The organism is Salegentibacter maritimus, from assembly GCF_016236975.1.
Lineage (GTDB): Bacteria > Bacteroidota > Bacteroidia > Flavobacteriales > Flavobacteriaceae > Salegentibacter > Salegentibacter maritimus.
Map to the genome: position 1 here is coordinate 386,726 of NZ_JAEHNY010000001.1, position 14,802 is coordinate 401,527.

At 37.1% G+C, this 14,802-nt stretch carries 13 protein-coding genes; 5 read left to right on the plus strand and 8 right to left on the minus strand.

What is annotated here, in order from left to right; all coding sequences use genetic code 11:
* Positions 1–39 precede the first annotated feature (39 nt).
* From I6U50_RS01845 to porV, 5 genes are all read right to left on the minus strand, one after another.
* On the minus strand, positions 40–1,020 hold the full coding sequence (locus I6U50_RS01845; RefSeq protein ID WP_198637632.1) for a M20/M25/M40 family metallo-hydrolase: 981 nt from the start codon (positions 1,018–1,020) through the stop codon (positions 40–42).
* A 69-nt stretch (positions 1,021–1,089) separates the two neighbouring features.
* Positions 1,090–2,733, minus strand: a complete 1,644-nt coding sequence (locus I6U50_RS01850; protein ID WP_198637633.1) for a pyruvate dehydrogenase complex dihydrolipoamide acetyltransferase — start codon at positions 2,731–2,733, stop codon at positions 1,090–1,092.
* Between the two features lie 3 nt (positions 2,734–2,736).
* Positions 2,737–3,738: a pyruvate dehydrogenase (acetyl-transferring) E1 component subunit alpha gene (gene pdhA / locus I6U50_RS01855; RefSeq protein WP_193710269.1), complete on the minus strand. Its 1,002-nt coding sequence runs from the start codon at positions 3,736–3,738 to the stop codon at positions 2,737–2,739.
* A 108-nt stretch (positions 3,739–3,846) separates the two neighbouring features.
* Positions 3,847–4,329 carry a cytidine deaminase gene (gene cdd / locus I6U50_RS01860; protein ID WP_198627418.1) on the minus strand — a complete coding sequence of 161 codons (483 nt, stop codon included), beginning with the start codon at positions 4,327–4,329 and terminating at the stop codon, positions 3,847–3,849.
* Between the two features lie 192 nt (positions 4,330–4,521).
* Positions 4,522–5,676: a type IX secretion system outer membrane channel protein PorV gene (gene porV, locus I6U50_RS01865; RefSeq protein WP_193710614.1), complete on the minus strand. Its 1,155-nt coding sequence runs from the start codon at positions 5,674–5,676 to the stop codon at positions 4,522–4,524.
* 432 nt (positions 5,677–6,108) lie between these two features.
* Between porV and gldJ the strand changes: the two genes are divergently transcribed.
* Positions 6,109–7,797: a gliding motility lipoprotein GldJ gene (gene gldJ, locus I6U50_RS01870; protein ID WP_198637634.1), complete on the plus strand. Its 1,689-nt coding sequence runs from the start codon at positions 6,109–6,111 to the stop codon at positions 7,795–7,797.
* Between the two features lie 108 nt (positions 7,798–7,905).
* On the plus strand, positions 7,906–9,204 hold the full coding sequence (locus I6U50_RS01875) for a UDP-N-acetylmuramoyl-tripeptide--D-alanyl-D-alanine ligase (protein ID WP_198637635.1): 1,299 nt from the start codon (positions 7,906–7,908) through the stop codon (positions 9,202–9,204).
* Here I6U50_RS01875 and I6U50_RS01880 read toward each other — a convergent pair.
* From I6U50_RS01880 to I6U50_RS01890, 3 genes are all read right to left on the minus strand, one after another.
* Positions 9,194–9,814, minus strand: a complete 621-nt coding sequence (locus tag I6U50_RS01880; RefSeq protein ID WP_198637636.1) for a DUF4403 family protein — start codon at positions 9,812–9,814, stop codon at positions 9,194–9,196. The two genes, I6U50_RS01875 and I6U50_RS01880, sit on opposite strands and share 11 nt — an antisense overlap.
* Positions 9,815–10,057: 243 nt before the next feature.
* Positions 10,058–10,345 carry a hypothetical protein gene (locus tag I6U50_RS01885; RefSeq protein WP_198637637.1) on the minus strand — a complete coding sequence of 96 codons (288 nt, stop codon included), beginning with the start codon at positions 10,343–10,345 and terminating at the stop codon, positions 10,058–10,060.
* 679 nt (positions 10,346–11,024) lie between these two features.
* Positions 11,025–11,915 carry a bile acid:sodium symporter family protein gene (locus I6U50_RS01890; RefSeq protein ID WP_198637638.1) on the minus strand — a complete coding sequence of 297 codons (891 nt, stop codon included), beginning with the start codon at positions 11,913–11,915 and terminating at the stop codon, positions 11,025–11,027.
* Between the two features lie 255 nt (positions 11,916–12,170).
* Here I6U50_RS01890 and galK point away from each other — a divergent pair, with 255 nt between their 5' ends.
* From galK to I6U50_RS15875, 3 genes are all read left to right on the plus strand, one after another.
* A complete protein-coding gene (gene galK / locus I6U50_RS01895) occupies positions 12,171–13,331 on the plus strand; it encodes a galactokinase (protein ID WP_198637639.1) in 1,161 nt (386 codons plus the stop codon).
* Between the two features lie 10 nt (positions 13,332–13,341).
* On the plus strand, positions 13,342–14,382 hold the full coding sequence (locus I6U50_RS01900; protein ID WP_198637640.1) for a UDP-glucose--hexose-1-phosphate uridylyltransferase: 1,041 nt from the start codon (positions 13,342–13,344) through the stop codon (positions 14,380–14,382).
* A gap of 129 nt (positions 14,383–14,511) precedes the next feature.
* On the plus strand, positions 14,512–14,802 hold a 291-nt coding region (locus I6U50_RS15875), incomplete at its 3' end, for a transposase (protein WP_317192008.1).

Sequence of the window (14,802 nt, forward strand, 5' to 3'; positions counted from 1 at the left end):
ACCCTTAAAAATTATACGAGTAACATCCTATTTTATTTATTATTCATTCAATTTTATTTCCTTCTCAGAAGAATTGGCCATTTTTAGAATGCCCGGAATCACACTTTCAACAACCCTGGCCATATGCTCCACATCAAGTCTTTGCGCCTCATCTGCAACATGGTGATAATAATTGTAATTTGTAAAATCAAATGTTGAAATAGTTTGTGCTGGCACATGAAATTCCTGGTAAAAAGGGTAATTATCGCTTCGCTTAAAAAGATTATACTCCTTTGCCTGCGGCAAAAATCCAAGTACTTTTTTTCCAGAATATTCATTGAATTTTTCTGCGAAATTAGAGTTTTCATACCCCGTAAGGTAACCTATATAATCCTTCCCGGTCATAGGAACACCAATCATTTCAAAGTTAAATAAGGTGTATAGATCGAGCTTATCTTCTTTAAGCCTTTGTGCTATTTTCTTTGCCCCCACCAGGCCCATTTCCTCTGCCGAAAACAATACAAACATAATGCTTCGTTTATGTTCGCCTATTTCGGCAAATTTCTTGGCCAATTCTACCACTGCCACAGTTCCTGCAGCATTATCGTTAGCTCCATTGGCAATAGAATCTCCTTCTACAGGTTTCTGAACACCTATATGATCATAATGAGCCCCAAGAATAATAAATTGATCCTTCAATTTAGGATCGCTGCCCTCCAACATACCCACCATATTAAAACCCTTAACACCATCTATGGTAAAATTATGCCGGTAAGAATCAAAATATTTCTGGACATTGTTTTCTTTGAAAATACTTTCAATTTTTTGCGCAGCTAATTCTATTCCTTCTGTTCCGGTTTGCCTTCCTCTTAATTCATCGGAAGACAAATAATTTAACAGCTCCTGAATTTCAGCTTTTTCAACCCCGGTATTTAAGCCTGCTTTAATTTCTACTGAAGTTAAATCTGCCTGTGCTTTTGCGTCTGCAAAATTTAATAGAAAAGTCGCTAATAATGCAAAGTGTAATGTAATTTTTCTCATATCGCTAAAGATAAAAAAATCCCGCAAGAGTGCGGGATTTTAATAATTAGTTATTTATATAAATCTAGTTTATGCCAACATAGTTACCGGGTTCTCCATATACGTTTTAAGCGTTTTCAAGAAAGCAGCACCGGTTGCACCATCTACAGTTCTATGATCACAGGCAAGTGTTAATTTCATAGTATTCCCAACTACAATCTCCCCGTTTTTAACTACTGGTTTTTCAACTATAGTTCCTACAGAAAGAATTGCAGAGTTTGGCTGATTAATAATACTTGTAAATTCAACAATACCAAACATTCCGAGGTTAGACACGGTAAAGGTACTTCCCTCCATATCTTTAGGTTGCAACTTCTTATTTCTTGCTTTACCGGCAACGTCTTTTACATTATTCCCAATTTGGGTCATGGACATTTGATCGGCAAATTTTAAAACAGGAACTACAAGACCTTCTTCTACGGCTACCGCAACACCCATATGAATATGCTTAGCGATTTTCATAGATTCACCCGTCCACTGGCTGTTTACCTGCGGATGTTTACGAAGTGCCATGGCACTAGCTTTAATCACCATATCATTAAAAGACACCTTAACATCTGGCATCTCATTTATTTGCTTACGTGAAGCCATTGCGTTTGCCATATCTACCTCTATAGTTAGATAATAATGTGGCGCATTAAACTTAGACTCACCAAGTCTCTTGGCAATGGTTTTACGCATCTGAGAATTCTTAATTTCCTCGAAACTCTCTTCTCCTGCAGGCACATAAGGCTGTGGCTGTGCTGCAGCAGTATCTTCTTTGGCAGCGGCTTTAGTTTCAGCAGGTTTTTCTGAAGGTTCATAATCTTCAATATCCTTTTTAACGATACGGCCATTACCACCGCTACCTTGAACATTTGATAGATCTATACCTTTATCTTCTGCCATTTTCTTTGCTAATGGAGAAGCAAATATCCTACCTCCGTCTTTAGTTGCTCCAGAAGATTTCTTTTCTGAAGATTCACTACTACTACCAGTCTCCTGAGATTTTTCTTCTTTTTCCTCTGATTTCCCAGAAGTTTTCTTTTTAGACTTTCCATCTACCGAAACATTAGAAACATCGGTACCTTCTGGCCCAATAATAGCCAACAAGCTATCAACTTTTGCAGTCTCACCCTCTTCAAGCCCAATTTTAAGAAGCGTACCTTCATAAAAAGATTCAAACTCCATCGTAGCCTTATCGGTTTCAATTTCTGCAAGGATATCTCCTTCTTCAACTTTATCTCCTTCCTTTTTCAACCAGGATGCAACGGTACCTTCCTCCATAGTATCACTAAGACGAGGCATGGTTATAACCTCTACGCCTTCAGGGATATCTGAGTCATCACTTTCGTCATTGCTTTCTGTCTCATCTTGCCCTGCGGCTTCTGAGGACTCTTCTTTTTTGTCTTCCTTAGCGTCTCCTCCGCCATTTAGCAAGCCTGAAATATCTTCACCTTCTTCCCCAATAATAGCAAGCAAGGTATCTACAGGAGCGGTTTCACCCTCTTCGATTCCTATATGAAGCAAAGTCCCTTCATGAAAAGACTCAAACTCCATCGTAGCTTTATCGGTTTCAATTTCTGCAAGGATATCTCCTTCTTCAACTTTATCACCTTTTTGCTTTAACCATTTTGCCACAACACCTTCTTCCATGGTGTCGCTTAAACGCGGCATATTTATTACTTCTGCCATAATTTATTGAGGTTTATGTGCTAAAAACGGATAATCTTCCTGTTCGTAAACAACATCATACATTACGTTCTTTTCAGGGAAGTCTGATTCTTCTGCGAATTTCTCGCACTCAGCAACCTTATCTTTAACGCGCTTGTTGATCTTTTTTATCTCATCTTCTGAAGCATACTTTTTATCCTTAATTATACCCAAGACTTTAGTGATAGGATCTAATTTCTGATATTCTTCAACTTCTTCTTTTGTTCTATATTTTTGAGCATCACTCATAGAGTGCCCACGGTAACGGTAAGTTTTTAATTCTAAAAATGTAGGACCTTCACCTTTTCTTGCTCTTTTAATCGCTTCATCTAAAGCCTCTGCCACCTTAATAGGATCCATAGCATCTACAGGACCACAAGGCATTTCATAACCATTACCGAGTTTCCAGATATCTGTCCCTTTAGCAGTTCTAGCTACCGATGTTCCCATTGCATAACCGTTATTCTCTACACAAAATACTACCGGTAAATTCCATTTAACCGCCATATTTAAAGTTTCGTGAAGGGAACCCTGTCTTGCAGCACCATCTCCCAGGAAGGTAAGTGTTACGGCATCACGCTTAAAGTATTTATCTGCAAATGCCAGCCCGGCACCCAGTGGAATTTGACCCCCAACAATACCGTGACCACCGTAAAAATTATGCTCTTTAGAAAAAATATGCATGGAACCACCAAGACCTTGAGACGTACCGGTTCCTTTACCATAAAGCTCTGCCATTACACGTTTAGGATCTACTCCTAAACCAATTGGCTGCACGTGGTTACGATAAGCAGTAATCATTTTATCCTTTTCCAGGTCCATTACATGAAGGGCACCTGCCAGGATAGCTTCCTGCCCATTATACAAATGCAAAAAACCTCTTACTTTCTGCTGTATATAAACTTGCGCAAGTTTGTCCTCAAATTTACGCCAAAACAGCATATCCTCGTACCACTTTAAATACGTGGCTTTTGTTACTTTCTTCATTTAACATATTAATTTTAAGCCAGACAGATAGGGTTTGCCAAGCGGATAACAAAAATACTATTTTAAACAAGAATGGAAAACAGTTTTCAAGCAAAAATAACGAAAACGTTATAAGGCCGTCTTATCAAACATTAAAGGAAGTAAATCTTTTATGGAATTTGCCTTCATAACCTGCCCACTCTCCCCCATAAAAAATACCGGAATTTCAGATTTCTGCTTCACTTCATACTCAACCAGCGCCTGCCTACAAGCCCCACAGGGCGGCACAGGAGCATCAACTTTATGCTTCATAGATTTAGCTGAAATAACCATATAATTAATTTGTGCCTCTGGGTATTTAGCACCCGCATAATAAATTGCCGTACGCTCTGCACAAAGCCCGGAAGGATAAGAGGCATTTTCCTGATTACTTCCAGTAACAACTTCATTATTATTTAAGACAAGAGCAGCTCCAACCTTAAACTGAGAATAAGGCGCATAGGCATTATCACGGGCTCGCATAGCTTGCTTCATCAAATCCCGAATAACTTCAGGAAGCTCTTCGATAGACTCATAGACTTCAAAAGTTGAGGTAACTTTAAATGGCTTCATATAAATATATTGAACACAAAAGGTAAAATAAAGCTTTTATGCGGCAAACATTAAATTGCAAAAAGTATCCTAAAATTAAATTAGGTCGCGGCAAGCTAACAGAAGATTAGACGGAAATACTTTTTTTTAGACCCCAGAACCAAGCCTGGAGTCTCGATAACTATTAGGCATAAGTCCCGACTACAAATTAAATTAGTAGGCTGTATATTGATCTCCAAAATTAAAGGTTAAGCCAAAACGCAAAGTTCCCTCTAAAGGACTGGGAACAGAAGAAGTAGAAAATAAATACGACACATCTATATTCACCTGCTCGTATTTAAAACCCGCCCCGAAAGAAGCAAATCTTCTTGAACCTTTAGTTAGGCTCTCACTAAAATATCCGGCTCGAAATGCAAAAGCTTCGCGATACACATATTCGGCACCAAGGGCCCAGGTTACCTCCCTAAGCTCTTCACTAAAACCATCTGGAGCATCACCCCAGGATTTAAAAATTCCTTCAATAGCACCTATATCATTGTAACGCGCGTCATCTTCAGCATCAATTTCACCATCGCCATTAAAATCTTTAGGCGTTGGCACTAAGAGCTTATTGAATTCAACATAAGCTCCCAATCTATTTTCAATATCGAAAATAAAATCAAAACCCCCACCTACTTTAAAATTAGTAGGAATAAAGTTTTCCTGGCCGGCATCGTCATATTTCATTTTGGGACCAATATTGGAAATATTAGCACCCGCTTTCCAAACACCATCGAAACCAGAAAAAGTTAACTGATCACTCCTATAAAAAGCAGCTATATCTACCCCAAAACTATTTGCGGCACCTAAATCTTCTTCATCCTGCAAACCCAAGTTTGAGTGCAAATAACGCCCAGCCACTGCCATAGCAATATTTTCGCTTAATTTTAAAGAATAAGAAAGATCAAAAGTAAGTTCATTTGGATTCACCACAAGAGGTGCCTGTTCAATAGTAGAACGCCTTTCTATACTACCAAGACTAAAATACCTTAAACTGGAACCAAAGGCACTTCTTTCACTAATACGCTGGTAATAGGTGATATTTCCAAGAAAGATATCATTAACAATATCACTTAAGTAAGGTGTGTAAGAGACTCCAACCCCATGTTCACTAGGCGAAAAAGCGTACTTGGCAGGATTCCACTGCTGGGAAAAAACATCAGCGGAAGTAGCAACACCCTGATCTCCCATTCCGGCAGCCCGGGCATCTGCAGCTACCTGCAGGAAAGGCACTGCAGTAGTAATAACCCTATCCCTTTCTTCCTGGGCCATCATTTTAAACTGAGAACCTAAAACCACCCCAAGGATTAATATTGTAATTTTTTTCATCATGCTAGTTAATGATTAACAAATATATACTAATAATCTTGTTAAGAAAAGACCTTAAGTTTAAAATATCTTAAAAACGAAAAAGGAAATCGCTTTTATTCCCAGTTAAAGTCTAAAAATAATTAGTGTAGGTTTATAAAAACTCAAAATAGGCCAAAATATTGTATAATCAGTATTTTAACTACTTTTTTAATCCCAACGACCTTCAATTAAATAAAAATCATTTAATTTTGCTGCTTTCATGTGTAGCCTTCCCTTTAATTTTGAAAGTTATGCAGATGTTTTTAAAAACCCAAACACACCCTAAGCACTAAGGCCATCAGGGGTTTAAATAAAATTAAAGCCCTGGCACCAACATAAAATAAACTTGTACTTTTAGCGTTAATTACTATATTGCAAAGCCTAATATTTCTACCAAAAGAGAAAACAAATATGAGAATCAATATTGCTTTTAGAGCCTTTACAACCCTTGTTCTTGGCGTTGGTTTGCTAAGCTGTAACAATTCCCGAGACTACGATAACAGATCCAGAGCAACCGGATGGGACATTAATTCAGATGAAGGCGGATTTCAATACAACACAGATTACAAAGAGCAAGAAGCCGGCCCAGGGCTTGTTTTTGTAGAGGGTGGAACCTTTACAATGGGACAGGTACAGGACGATGTGATGCACGACTGGAACAACACTCCTACCCAACAGCATGTTCAGTCTTTTTATATGGACGAAACGGAAGTTACCAATATGATGTATATGGAGTATCTTGATTGGCTAAAGAAAGTTTTCCCTCCTACACAGGAAAATTTCCGAAATATATACAATGGCGCCGTTCCAGACACCCTTGTTTGGAGAAACAGACTTGGATACAATGAAACAATGGTAAACAACTACCTACGCCATCCCGCATATGGAAACTACCCTGTAGTTGGTGTTAGCTGGATACAAGCGGTAGAATTCAGCAAATGGAGAACCGATAGGGTAAATGAGCTCTTACTGGAAGAGGGTGGTTATACCAAAGAAGGTGCCCGTTTAACCGACGTACAGGCAGGTACCACTTTTAACACAGAAACCTACCTTAACGCCCCAAGTAAAGCATATGGAGGCAATACAGAAATTAGCCAGGGAGGCGATGAGTCTCAGGATATGATTGAAAACCAAAACACCGATGCAGAAGGCAATGCTCTTGGCGGCCAAACTTATGTGCAACGCAAGGATGGTGTTTTATTACCAGAATATCGCTTACCAACTGAAGCCGAATGGGAGTACGCTGCTTCTTCTCTGGTAGGAATTAGAGATTACAATGTATATAGAGGAAGAAAAAAATACCCATGGGACGGGCAATACACTCGGTCTGGCGATGTAAAAAGACAGGGAGACCAATTAGCTAACTTTAAGCAAAGCGATGGAGATTACGGCGGAATTGCCGGTTGGAGTGATGATGGTGCCGATATTACTGCTGAAGTAAAATCTTACGAACCCAACGATTTTGGTCTTTATGATATGGCTGGAAATGTTGCAGAATGGGTAGCCGATGTTTATCGCCCAATAGTTGATGATGAATTTAATGATTTCAATTATTATAGAGGAAATGTTTACACTAAGAACGCAATTAATGAAGATGGAAGTGTAAAAGTAGTTGGTGTAGATGAGATTGAATTTGACACCTTAGCTACCGGAAGATTGGTTGCAAGATCTTATCCCGGAGACATCGCACAAGTACCGGTTACAGAAGATGATACATACATGCGTACCAATTATACCAATAGTGACCAACGTAACTTTAGAGACGGCGACAAAAGCTCTAGCCGTTATTATAGATCGTATCAGGAAACCGAAGACGATTCCCAGCGTATGTACAACTCACCAACCTACAATGTAGCTGGCACTCGTGACACTTCTGGAGTGGCAAAACGAGGCTATGATAGTGCAGATAGAACAACCCTTATTAGCGATGAGGTAAGAGTTTACAAGGGCGGGTCCTGGAGAGACCGTGCTTACTGGTTAGACCCGGCACAACGCCGATATTTCCCACAAGACATGGCTACAGATTATATTGGATTTAGAAATGCAATGTCCAGGGTTGGATCAAAATCTTTAGATAGTAATAAAAAAGCTAAGAATTAGAGATTCTAATCTTCTAAAAATTATAAAAAAGCCCTATTCGTTTAGGGCTTTTTTTATAGTTTTATTTTTAAAGCAGCCAGAACCAAAAAGGTTTACAAAAAACCCATTATGAAAACAGCTATAATCCATCAAAGATTTCTTGTAAGCACCGGTATTTCTACCGACACCCGCAATATAAAACCAGGAAGCATCTTTTTCGCTTTAAAGGGAGCTAATTTTAACGGAAATAAGTTTGCTGCACAAGCTATTGCAAAAGGAGCAGTTTGTGCTATTGTAGATGACAAGGATGCAGCCTTAAATAACAAGGAATATATAGTAGTAAAAGATAGCCTTAAGGCACTGCAAAAACTAGCCACATTTCATAGAAAGTTCCTGGGAATACCAGTAATTGGAATAACCGGTAGTAATGGTAAGACCACCACAAAAGAACTTATTTCCAATGTACTCTCAAAAAAGTACAAAGTTACAGCTACACGGGGAAACCTAAACAACCATATTGGGGTACCTCTTAGCTTATTAACTATGACGGAAGAAACCGAGATAGGCTTAATTGAAATGGGAGCTAATCATCCCGGAGAAATTGAATTTCTATCTAATATAGCTATGCCTGATTACGGTTTTATCACAAATTTCGGAAAAGCTCATCTGGAGGGTTTTGGAGACTTAAATGGAGTTATACAGGCTAAGACTGAACTATATAGACATTTAAAAGAAAACAAGAAATTAATATTCCTAAATCTAGACGACGACGTACAGATGCAGGAAATCAACTATAAGCATACATTTAGTTTTGGAACAAACAGAAAGGCCCAGGTAAAAATTATTTACCCCGAAAATAGTGAGTCGGCAACATTAAGCTTTAACGATATACTTTTTCAAAGTCAGTTAAGCGGCAGCTACAATTCAAAAAACATGGCAGCAGCACTATGTATTGGCCTGTATTTTAAAGTTCCTCTTAATGAAATTAGGACAGCTATAGAGGACTACACCCCCTCTAACAATCGGTCTCAGATTATAAACTGCCATTCCAATAAAATTTATATGGATGCCTATAATGCAAACCCAACAAGTATGATGGCCTCCTTGCAACATTTTAACAACATACAAACCAACACCACCAAAATTGTAATCTTAGGGGATATGGGAGAGCTTGGGAATGCTTCAGAAACTGAACATCAAGTCATGGTCAACTTCCTGGAAAATGCCAATATTTCGGAAATTTATCTGGTAGGAAAACAATTTAAAAAGACCAACACCAACAAGCCTAACATCATCAAATTTGAGAACACCAAAAATATTAAAAAGCATTTACAGCTTGCAGAATTAAAAGACTGCAGCATTCTCATTAAAGGCTCCAGGTCTATGGCTTTAGAGGAACTATTAGAGGTATTTGATCCTAAAGCTTAATCTCCTTTACATCCAAAAACCCATACGCACTTATATTAAGAAGAATTAATAGCAAACTGTCTCCTGGAATAATTTGGACAACCTTAAGAGTATTTACATTACCTGAAAGAAAAATACCAGGTGCAGTTTCCATTTTATCTCCAAGTTTATCGTTTACCACCCCTAGCTGCTCTTTGATATGAGGTTTGAGATCTAACCTCATTTTATTTTTAATCTTTTGATAAATTAAGGTATTGGCAAATGCTTCTAGTGAGTTATCTATAAACCAATTTTCGCTATGTCCTTCCAGTTCATATTCCTCTACATCTATTACCTGATCTTCTTCATTAAAACCTAAAGAAATATGCACAACCAAATCTACCTCTTTATTTTTAAAAAATGTAGTTAGTGTTTTCAGTCTCAAATGAAGGCTAATATCAAAGTTTGGTTCTTTACTTTTAACCAGACTAACACCAAGCACTTCCACATAATTTTTTACGGTACCCCTGGAGTCTTCCATCCCAATTTGCTCACCCAGTAATTGTCTCTGGAGTACAGCTTCTAACACCCGGTAACTAATCTTTACCGGTAAATCCAACCTTATATTATCTTCCTTTAAAAATTTATTCATAACTGATGCTTCAGTTTTTAAATTAGCTTCTATAAAAAGGAAACTTAAGTTATTTCTGACAAAATATTCTGAAAAAGCAGTTAAATAAAATCAAACTTTTTAGTCTAATCTTATTTAGCAGAACACCTTATAATAGCGGAAAACGAAAATTTTAGACATCACTTCAAAAGCAGCTTAATTTTTAACCCAGAAACATCTGTTTACAAGTCTATAAATATTAAAAATAAATAAGAACCTCAGCTATTACAATTCCGAATCCAGTTTAAAATTAAAACTACCATTACTTACCAACTTCACAGAATTATCTATACTATTATAAGCTTTAAAACCAAAATTTCCCTTAACATAATTACCATCGTCTTGTTGAATTTGTATAAAGGGAAGCTTGTTTTCTGCCTGCCTTGTTTCAGCATAAGAAAACCAGTCTCCAGCCGGATTAACCAAAGCATACCTCATCCAACTTTCACCAAATTTATCATATCCAAAAGTATATTTCTTTGGACCAATATAATTGCTTAGAAAAATCTCCATAATTTCCCCACGACTTGTTTCTGCCCTTATCACAAAATCAATTCCGCCGTAATCATTTAATTGTTTTTTACAGGAAATAATTCCTTCTATACGATCTATTCTAATGTCTTTGTCATCAACCTGTGCAATTAAGAATTCTTGTTCTTGCTACAGGTTTACGGCATCATCCTCACTACATCCTACTAAAAGGCATACAATCAATAAACATGGGACTACCGAATATCTAAGAAAACCTCTCATAACTATAATGTTTAGCATTTAACAATCAACTACTTAAAATTACTAAACATAGGTCTATCAAAACAGGGGTGTTTCACCCTATTTAATTGCAAATCAATATTTTACATGTATTAATTTTTCTTAAATGCTTATTATAACAGCAAGAACCCGTTAATATTAACTATATAACTCTAAATCCCCCCTGACAATAAAATCCCAAATTGTGCTGTTTTTTCCTCAAAAACCAAAATATTTTATATCTCAAAATAATGATTTTCAGTATTTTGCATCCCATTTACGGAAATCCGTAAAAACCTACGTAACAAATGGCCTAAATTCGTGACACATAGAAGCAAATAGATCTGTATTTGCACTTGTTTAATTTGGCGATTAAATAATACCGGTTGCAACGGAGATTAAACTGAGTAGGGTCTGTTTAATTTTTACGTAGCCGGTATTTTTATTTAATCACCTCCCTTTTCTTTTTTCCGAAATAGTTTTTTAAAAGCCATCCACCCAAGAAAGTTGTAATTAAAGAAAAGCTACTGTAGAGAATCGGTACCAGGCTAATATTACTGTCCCTCAACACCTGGTTGGCAATAAATAGTGCAAGCACACTATTCTGTAGCCCCATTTCTATAGCTATTGTATAGGCCGAGCTATGTTTCAGTTTAAACCACACACTAACCAGATAACCGATAATTATCGTTGTGAAATTTAAAATTATGAGCGGAATAAAAAGATTTAGATGCTTTAAATATTCAACATTCTGTTGCGATTCATCAAAAAAGATCACTACCAGAAAAGCCAGCAACATAATACCAGGTAAGATATATTGTAGAGCCTTATGAAGTTTACCACCAAACTTATGCCCAAAGAATTCATTTAAAAGTATCCCTAAAATTACGGGCAAAATCACAGTGAATAAAATATCACTCATCGTATCTCCAAAGCTCAAGCTAAAGGAAAGCGCATCATTTTCAAAAATCAAAAAACTCAACTGAACCACCAAAGGAACCGTGAATAGAATAATAAAGCTATTAAACGCTGTTAAAGACACAGATAACGCCACCCTTCCCTTAAGTACTTTGGTCACTAAATTTGAAGCTGTTCCCCCGGGACAGGCGGCGAGCAACATTATTCCAATTTTATACACAGGCTCTATTGGCCAAAAATAAATTAAAAGAAATGCGATAACAGGCAACAAAAGAATTTGAATAGCCAGCCCGGTAATTATGGCTCGTGGATAAGCAAAAACCCTTCTAAAATTCTTAAAATTCAACTCCAGGCCTATACCAAACATAATAAGGCCCATAGCCAGCGGCATAAAAATATTGGCGATTTGTTGCATATTTCTTTTAAAACGAATTCAAGATAATATTTTTTTAGCTCGAAAGGACTTTCCCACATATTTACTCTTACAAGCCAAGAGAAAGAGTTAATACTACTTTAAAAACTTTAGTTGTAAACTCTTTGATTCTTTGATGCGCAAGAATCTTTATTTAAGCTTTCGAAAGAACAAAAAAATTGAAAGATTTTAAAACAAAACAATTAATGTAAAAAATACGTTTATTATCTTTGAAACTCTCTTAAAACAAACTGCAATTTGAAACCAACAGATCCAAACAAGAACATCCCGGAAGAATTTAAAGCTTTTAAAGCTGAAGTAAAGGTGGCTTCCCCAGGAAGAATTAATTTAATTGGTGAACATACCGATTACAATCAGGGGTTTGTAATGCCTGCGGCTATAGACAAAAAAATTTATTTCCAATTTAGAAAAAACAACTACAATCTAGCACGCATTTACAGTGAAACCTTTGATGCTTATACAGAATTTAAGCTTCAGGAAATCACAAAAAGCAGCAACTCCTGGGAGAACTATTTACTGGGCGTTATAGATGAAATCCAGAAATTAAACAAGCAGCTAGAGGGTTTCGATTGTATTATGAGAAGTGAATTACCCATAGGAGCCGGAATTAGTTCTTCGGCGGCGTTAGAATGCGGTTTTGCGGGAGGTTTAAATTCCTTATTCAATTTAGAACTAACCCCTATGGATATCGTTAAACTTTCACAACGAGCAGAAAATAACTTTGTGGGAAGTAATTGCGGAATTATGGACCAATTTGCCTCAGTAATGAGCAAAAAAGATCATTTTATAAAGCTTGATTGCGAGACATTAGAACCCAAATTTATACCGGCTAAAATTCAAAATTGTAAACTACTACTCGTAAACACCAATGTTTCGCATAACCTGGCCGACAGTGAATATAATACACGCAGAAAGGAATGTGAAGATGTCGTAGCCATGATTCAGCAAAAATATACAGAGGTACAATCACTAAGGCAGGTTTCTTTTGAAATCTTAGAAGAATTTAGAGATCAAATTGACGCCACAAGCTTTAAACGTTGCCAATATGTATTAGAGGAAAACGAACGTGTGCGCCAAACAGAAAAAGCATTACAAGACGCTAACCTAAAATCAGTTGGCCAATTAATGTATGCCTCCCACAGAGGTTTACAACATCAATACGAAGTAAGCTGCCCTGAACTGGATTTTCTGGTCGATTTTTCTGAAGATAAAGACTTTATTTACGGCTCCCGAATGATGGGTGGAGGTTTTGGCGGATGCACAATTAACTTGATTGAAGCAGATAAGATTAAGGCTTATATTGAAGAGGTAGAAAAAGTATATAAGGCAAAGTTTAATATTACGCCAACAGCAATAACAGTAGTTCCAGATGCCGGAACTCAAATTACTAAAGTTTAAAAGAAGCAAGATGAGCACCGAAATAAACAAACATCCACACAGACGTTATAATATTTTAACCGGAGAATGGATTTTAGTTTCACCACATCGCACCAAAAGACCCTGGCAGGGAAAAACTGAAAAAAACAATAATGAGAAACGGGAAACCTATGATCCCAAGTGTTATCTATGCCCCGGAAACTCAAGAGCAGGTGGAGAAACAAATCCTAACTACACGGAAACTTACGCCTTTGAAAATGATTTTCCTGCCCTATTAACCGAAGCTCCCATAAAAGACTTTGATAACGGACTTTTAAAAGCCGAGGCCGAAACAGGAATATGTAAAGTGGTTTGTTTTTCTCCAGATCACTCCCTTACCCTTCCTTTAATGGAAGTAGATGATATTACCGAAGTCGTAAAACTTTGGAAAAAGGAATACCAGGAACTGGGCAGTAAAGACGCTATAAACTATGTTCAGATTTTTGAAAACAAGGGAGCCATGATGGGGTGTAGTAACCCACATCCACACGGGCAAATTTGGTCACAAAAATCTATTCCAACAGAAATCTTAAAAAAATCCAGGCATTTTAAAAATTATTGGGACGAAAATAAAAGCAGTTTACTAGGCGATTATTTAAAACAAGAGTTAGAATTAAATGAGCGTATTTTAACTAAAAACGAGCATTTTGTTGCCCTGATTCCTTATTGGGCAGTTTGGCCATACGAAGCCATGATTATTCCCAGAAAGCATTATCAGCATATTGGGCAGCTAAATAAAGAAGAAGAAAAAGCTTTTGCCAAAATTATTAAGAAACTCACTACAAAATACGACAATCTTTTTGAGACCTCTTTTCCGTATTCTTCGGGAATTCATCAAATTCCTACCAACGGAGAAGATTATCCTGAATGGCATTTTCACATGAGTTTTTACCCACCGCTTCTAAGATCGGCTACAGTTAAAAAATTTATGGTAGGCTACGAAATGTTTGCAGGCCCACAGCGCGATATTACCGCAGAACAGGCCGCACAGAATTTAAACGCTCTTTCTGAAACACATTACCTTAAACAATAATCGAAACTAAAACTTTCATTTAAAAAGCCCTTTCATTATTTGAAAGGGCTTTATTATTTATCGAAACTGGACCAACATTGAATCAGGTTTCAAAGCAAGCGGGGTTTCCTATCCTACGCCTTCTTTCATATTAAAAAGAAAGCTTCGTTTGATACAAATTGGAAAAATTGTTTTCAAAACCCAGAAAATGGTCTTGATCCGAAGTGGACTAATAATCAAAAAGAAAGGGCAGCTATCTTATTTACCGAATATCCTGAAATAGAAAAAGCCTACAAGCTAGTAAATAACCTCAGGAATATCTTCAACCAAACAAAAAACAAAGGTGTAGCCTTTACAAAACTAGCTCACTGGTATAAAGAAGTAGAAGAATCTGGTTTTAAAAGCTTCAAAACGGTAGCCAATAGCATTTACGTAAACTAC

Bases quoted from the DNA above. Each gene is read 5' to 3' on its own strand.
- I6U50_RS01845 (WP_198637632.1), bottom strand. From the start codon at position 1,020: ATGAGAAAAATTACATTACACTTTGCATTATTAGCGACTTTTCTATTA.
- I6U50_RS01850 (WP_198637633.1), bottom strand. From the start codon at position 2,733: ATGGCAGAAGTAATAAATATGCCGCGTTTAAGCGACACCATGGAAGAA.
- pdhA (WP_193710269.1), bottom strand. From the start codon at position 3,738: ATGAAGAAAGTAACAAAAGCCACGTATTTAAAGTGGTACGAGGATATG.
- cdd (WP_198627418.1), bottom strand. From the start codon at position 4,329: ATGAAGCCATTTAAAGTTACCTCAACTTTTGAAGTCTATGAGTCTATC.
- porV (WP_193710614.1), bottom strand. From the start codon at position 5,676: ATGAAAAAAATTACAATATTAATCCTTGGGGTGGTTTTAGGTTCTCAG.
- gldJ (WP_198637634.1), top strand. From the start codon at position 6,109: ATGAGAATCAATATTGCTTTTAGAGCCTTTACAACCCTTGTTCTTGGC.
- I6U50_RS01875 (WP_198637635.1), top strand. From the start codon at position 7,906: ATGAAAACAGCTATAATCCATCAAAGATTTCTTGTAAGCACCGGTATT.
- I6U50_RS01880 (WP_198637636.1), bottom strand. From the start codon at position 9,814: ATGAATAAATTTTTAAAGGAAGATAATATAAGGTTGGATTTACCGGTA.
- I6U50_RS01885 (WP_198637637.1), bottom strand. From the start codon at position 10,345: ATGGAGATTTTTCTAAGCAATTATATTGGTCCAAAGAAATATACTTTT.
- I6U50_RS01890 (WP_198637638.1), bottom strand. From the start codon at position 11,915: ATGCAACAAATCGCCAATATTTTTATGCCGCTGGCTATGGGCCTTATT.
- I6U50_RS01900 (WP_198637640.1), top strand. From the start codon at position 13,342: ATGAGCACCGAAATAAACAAACATCCACACAGACGTTATAATATTTTA.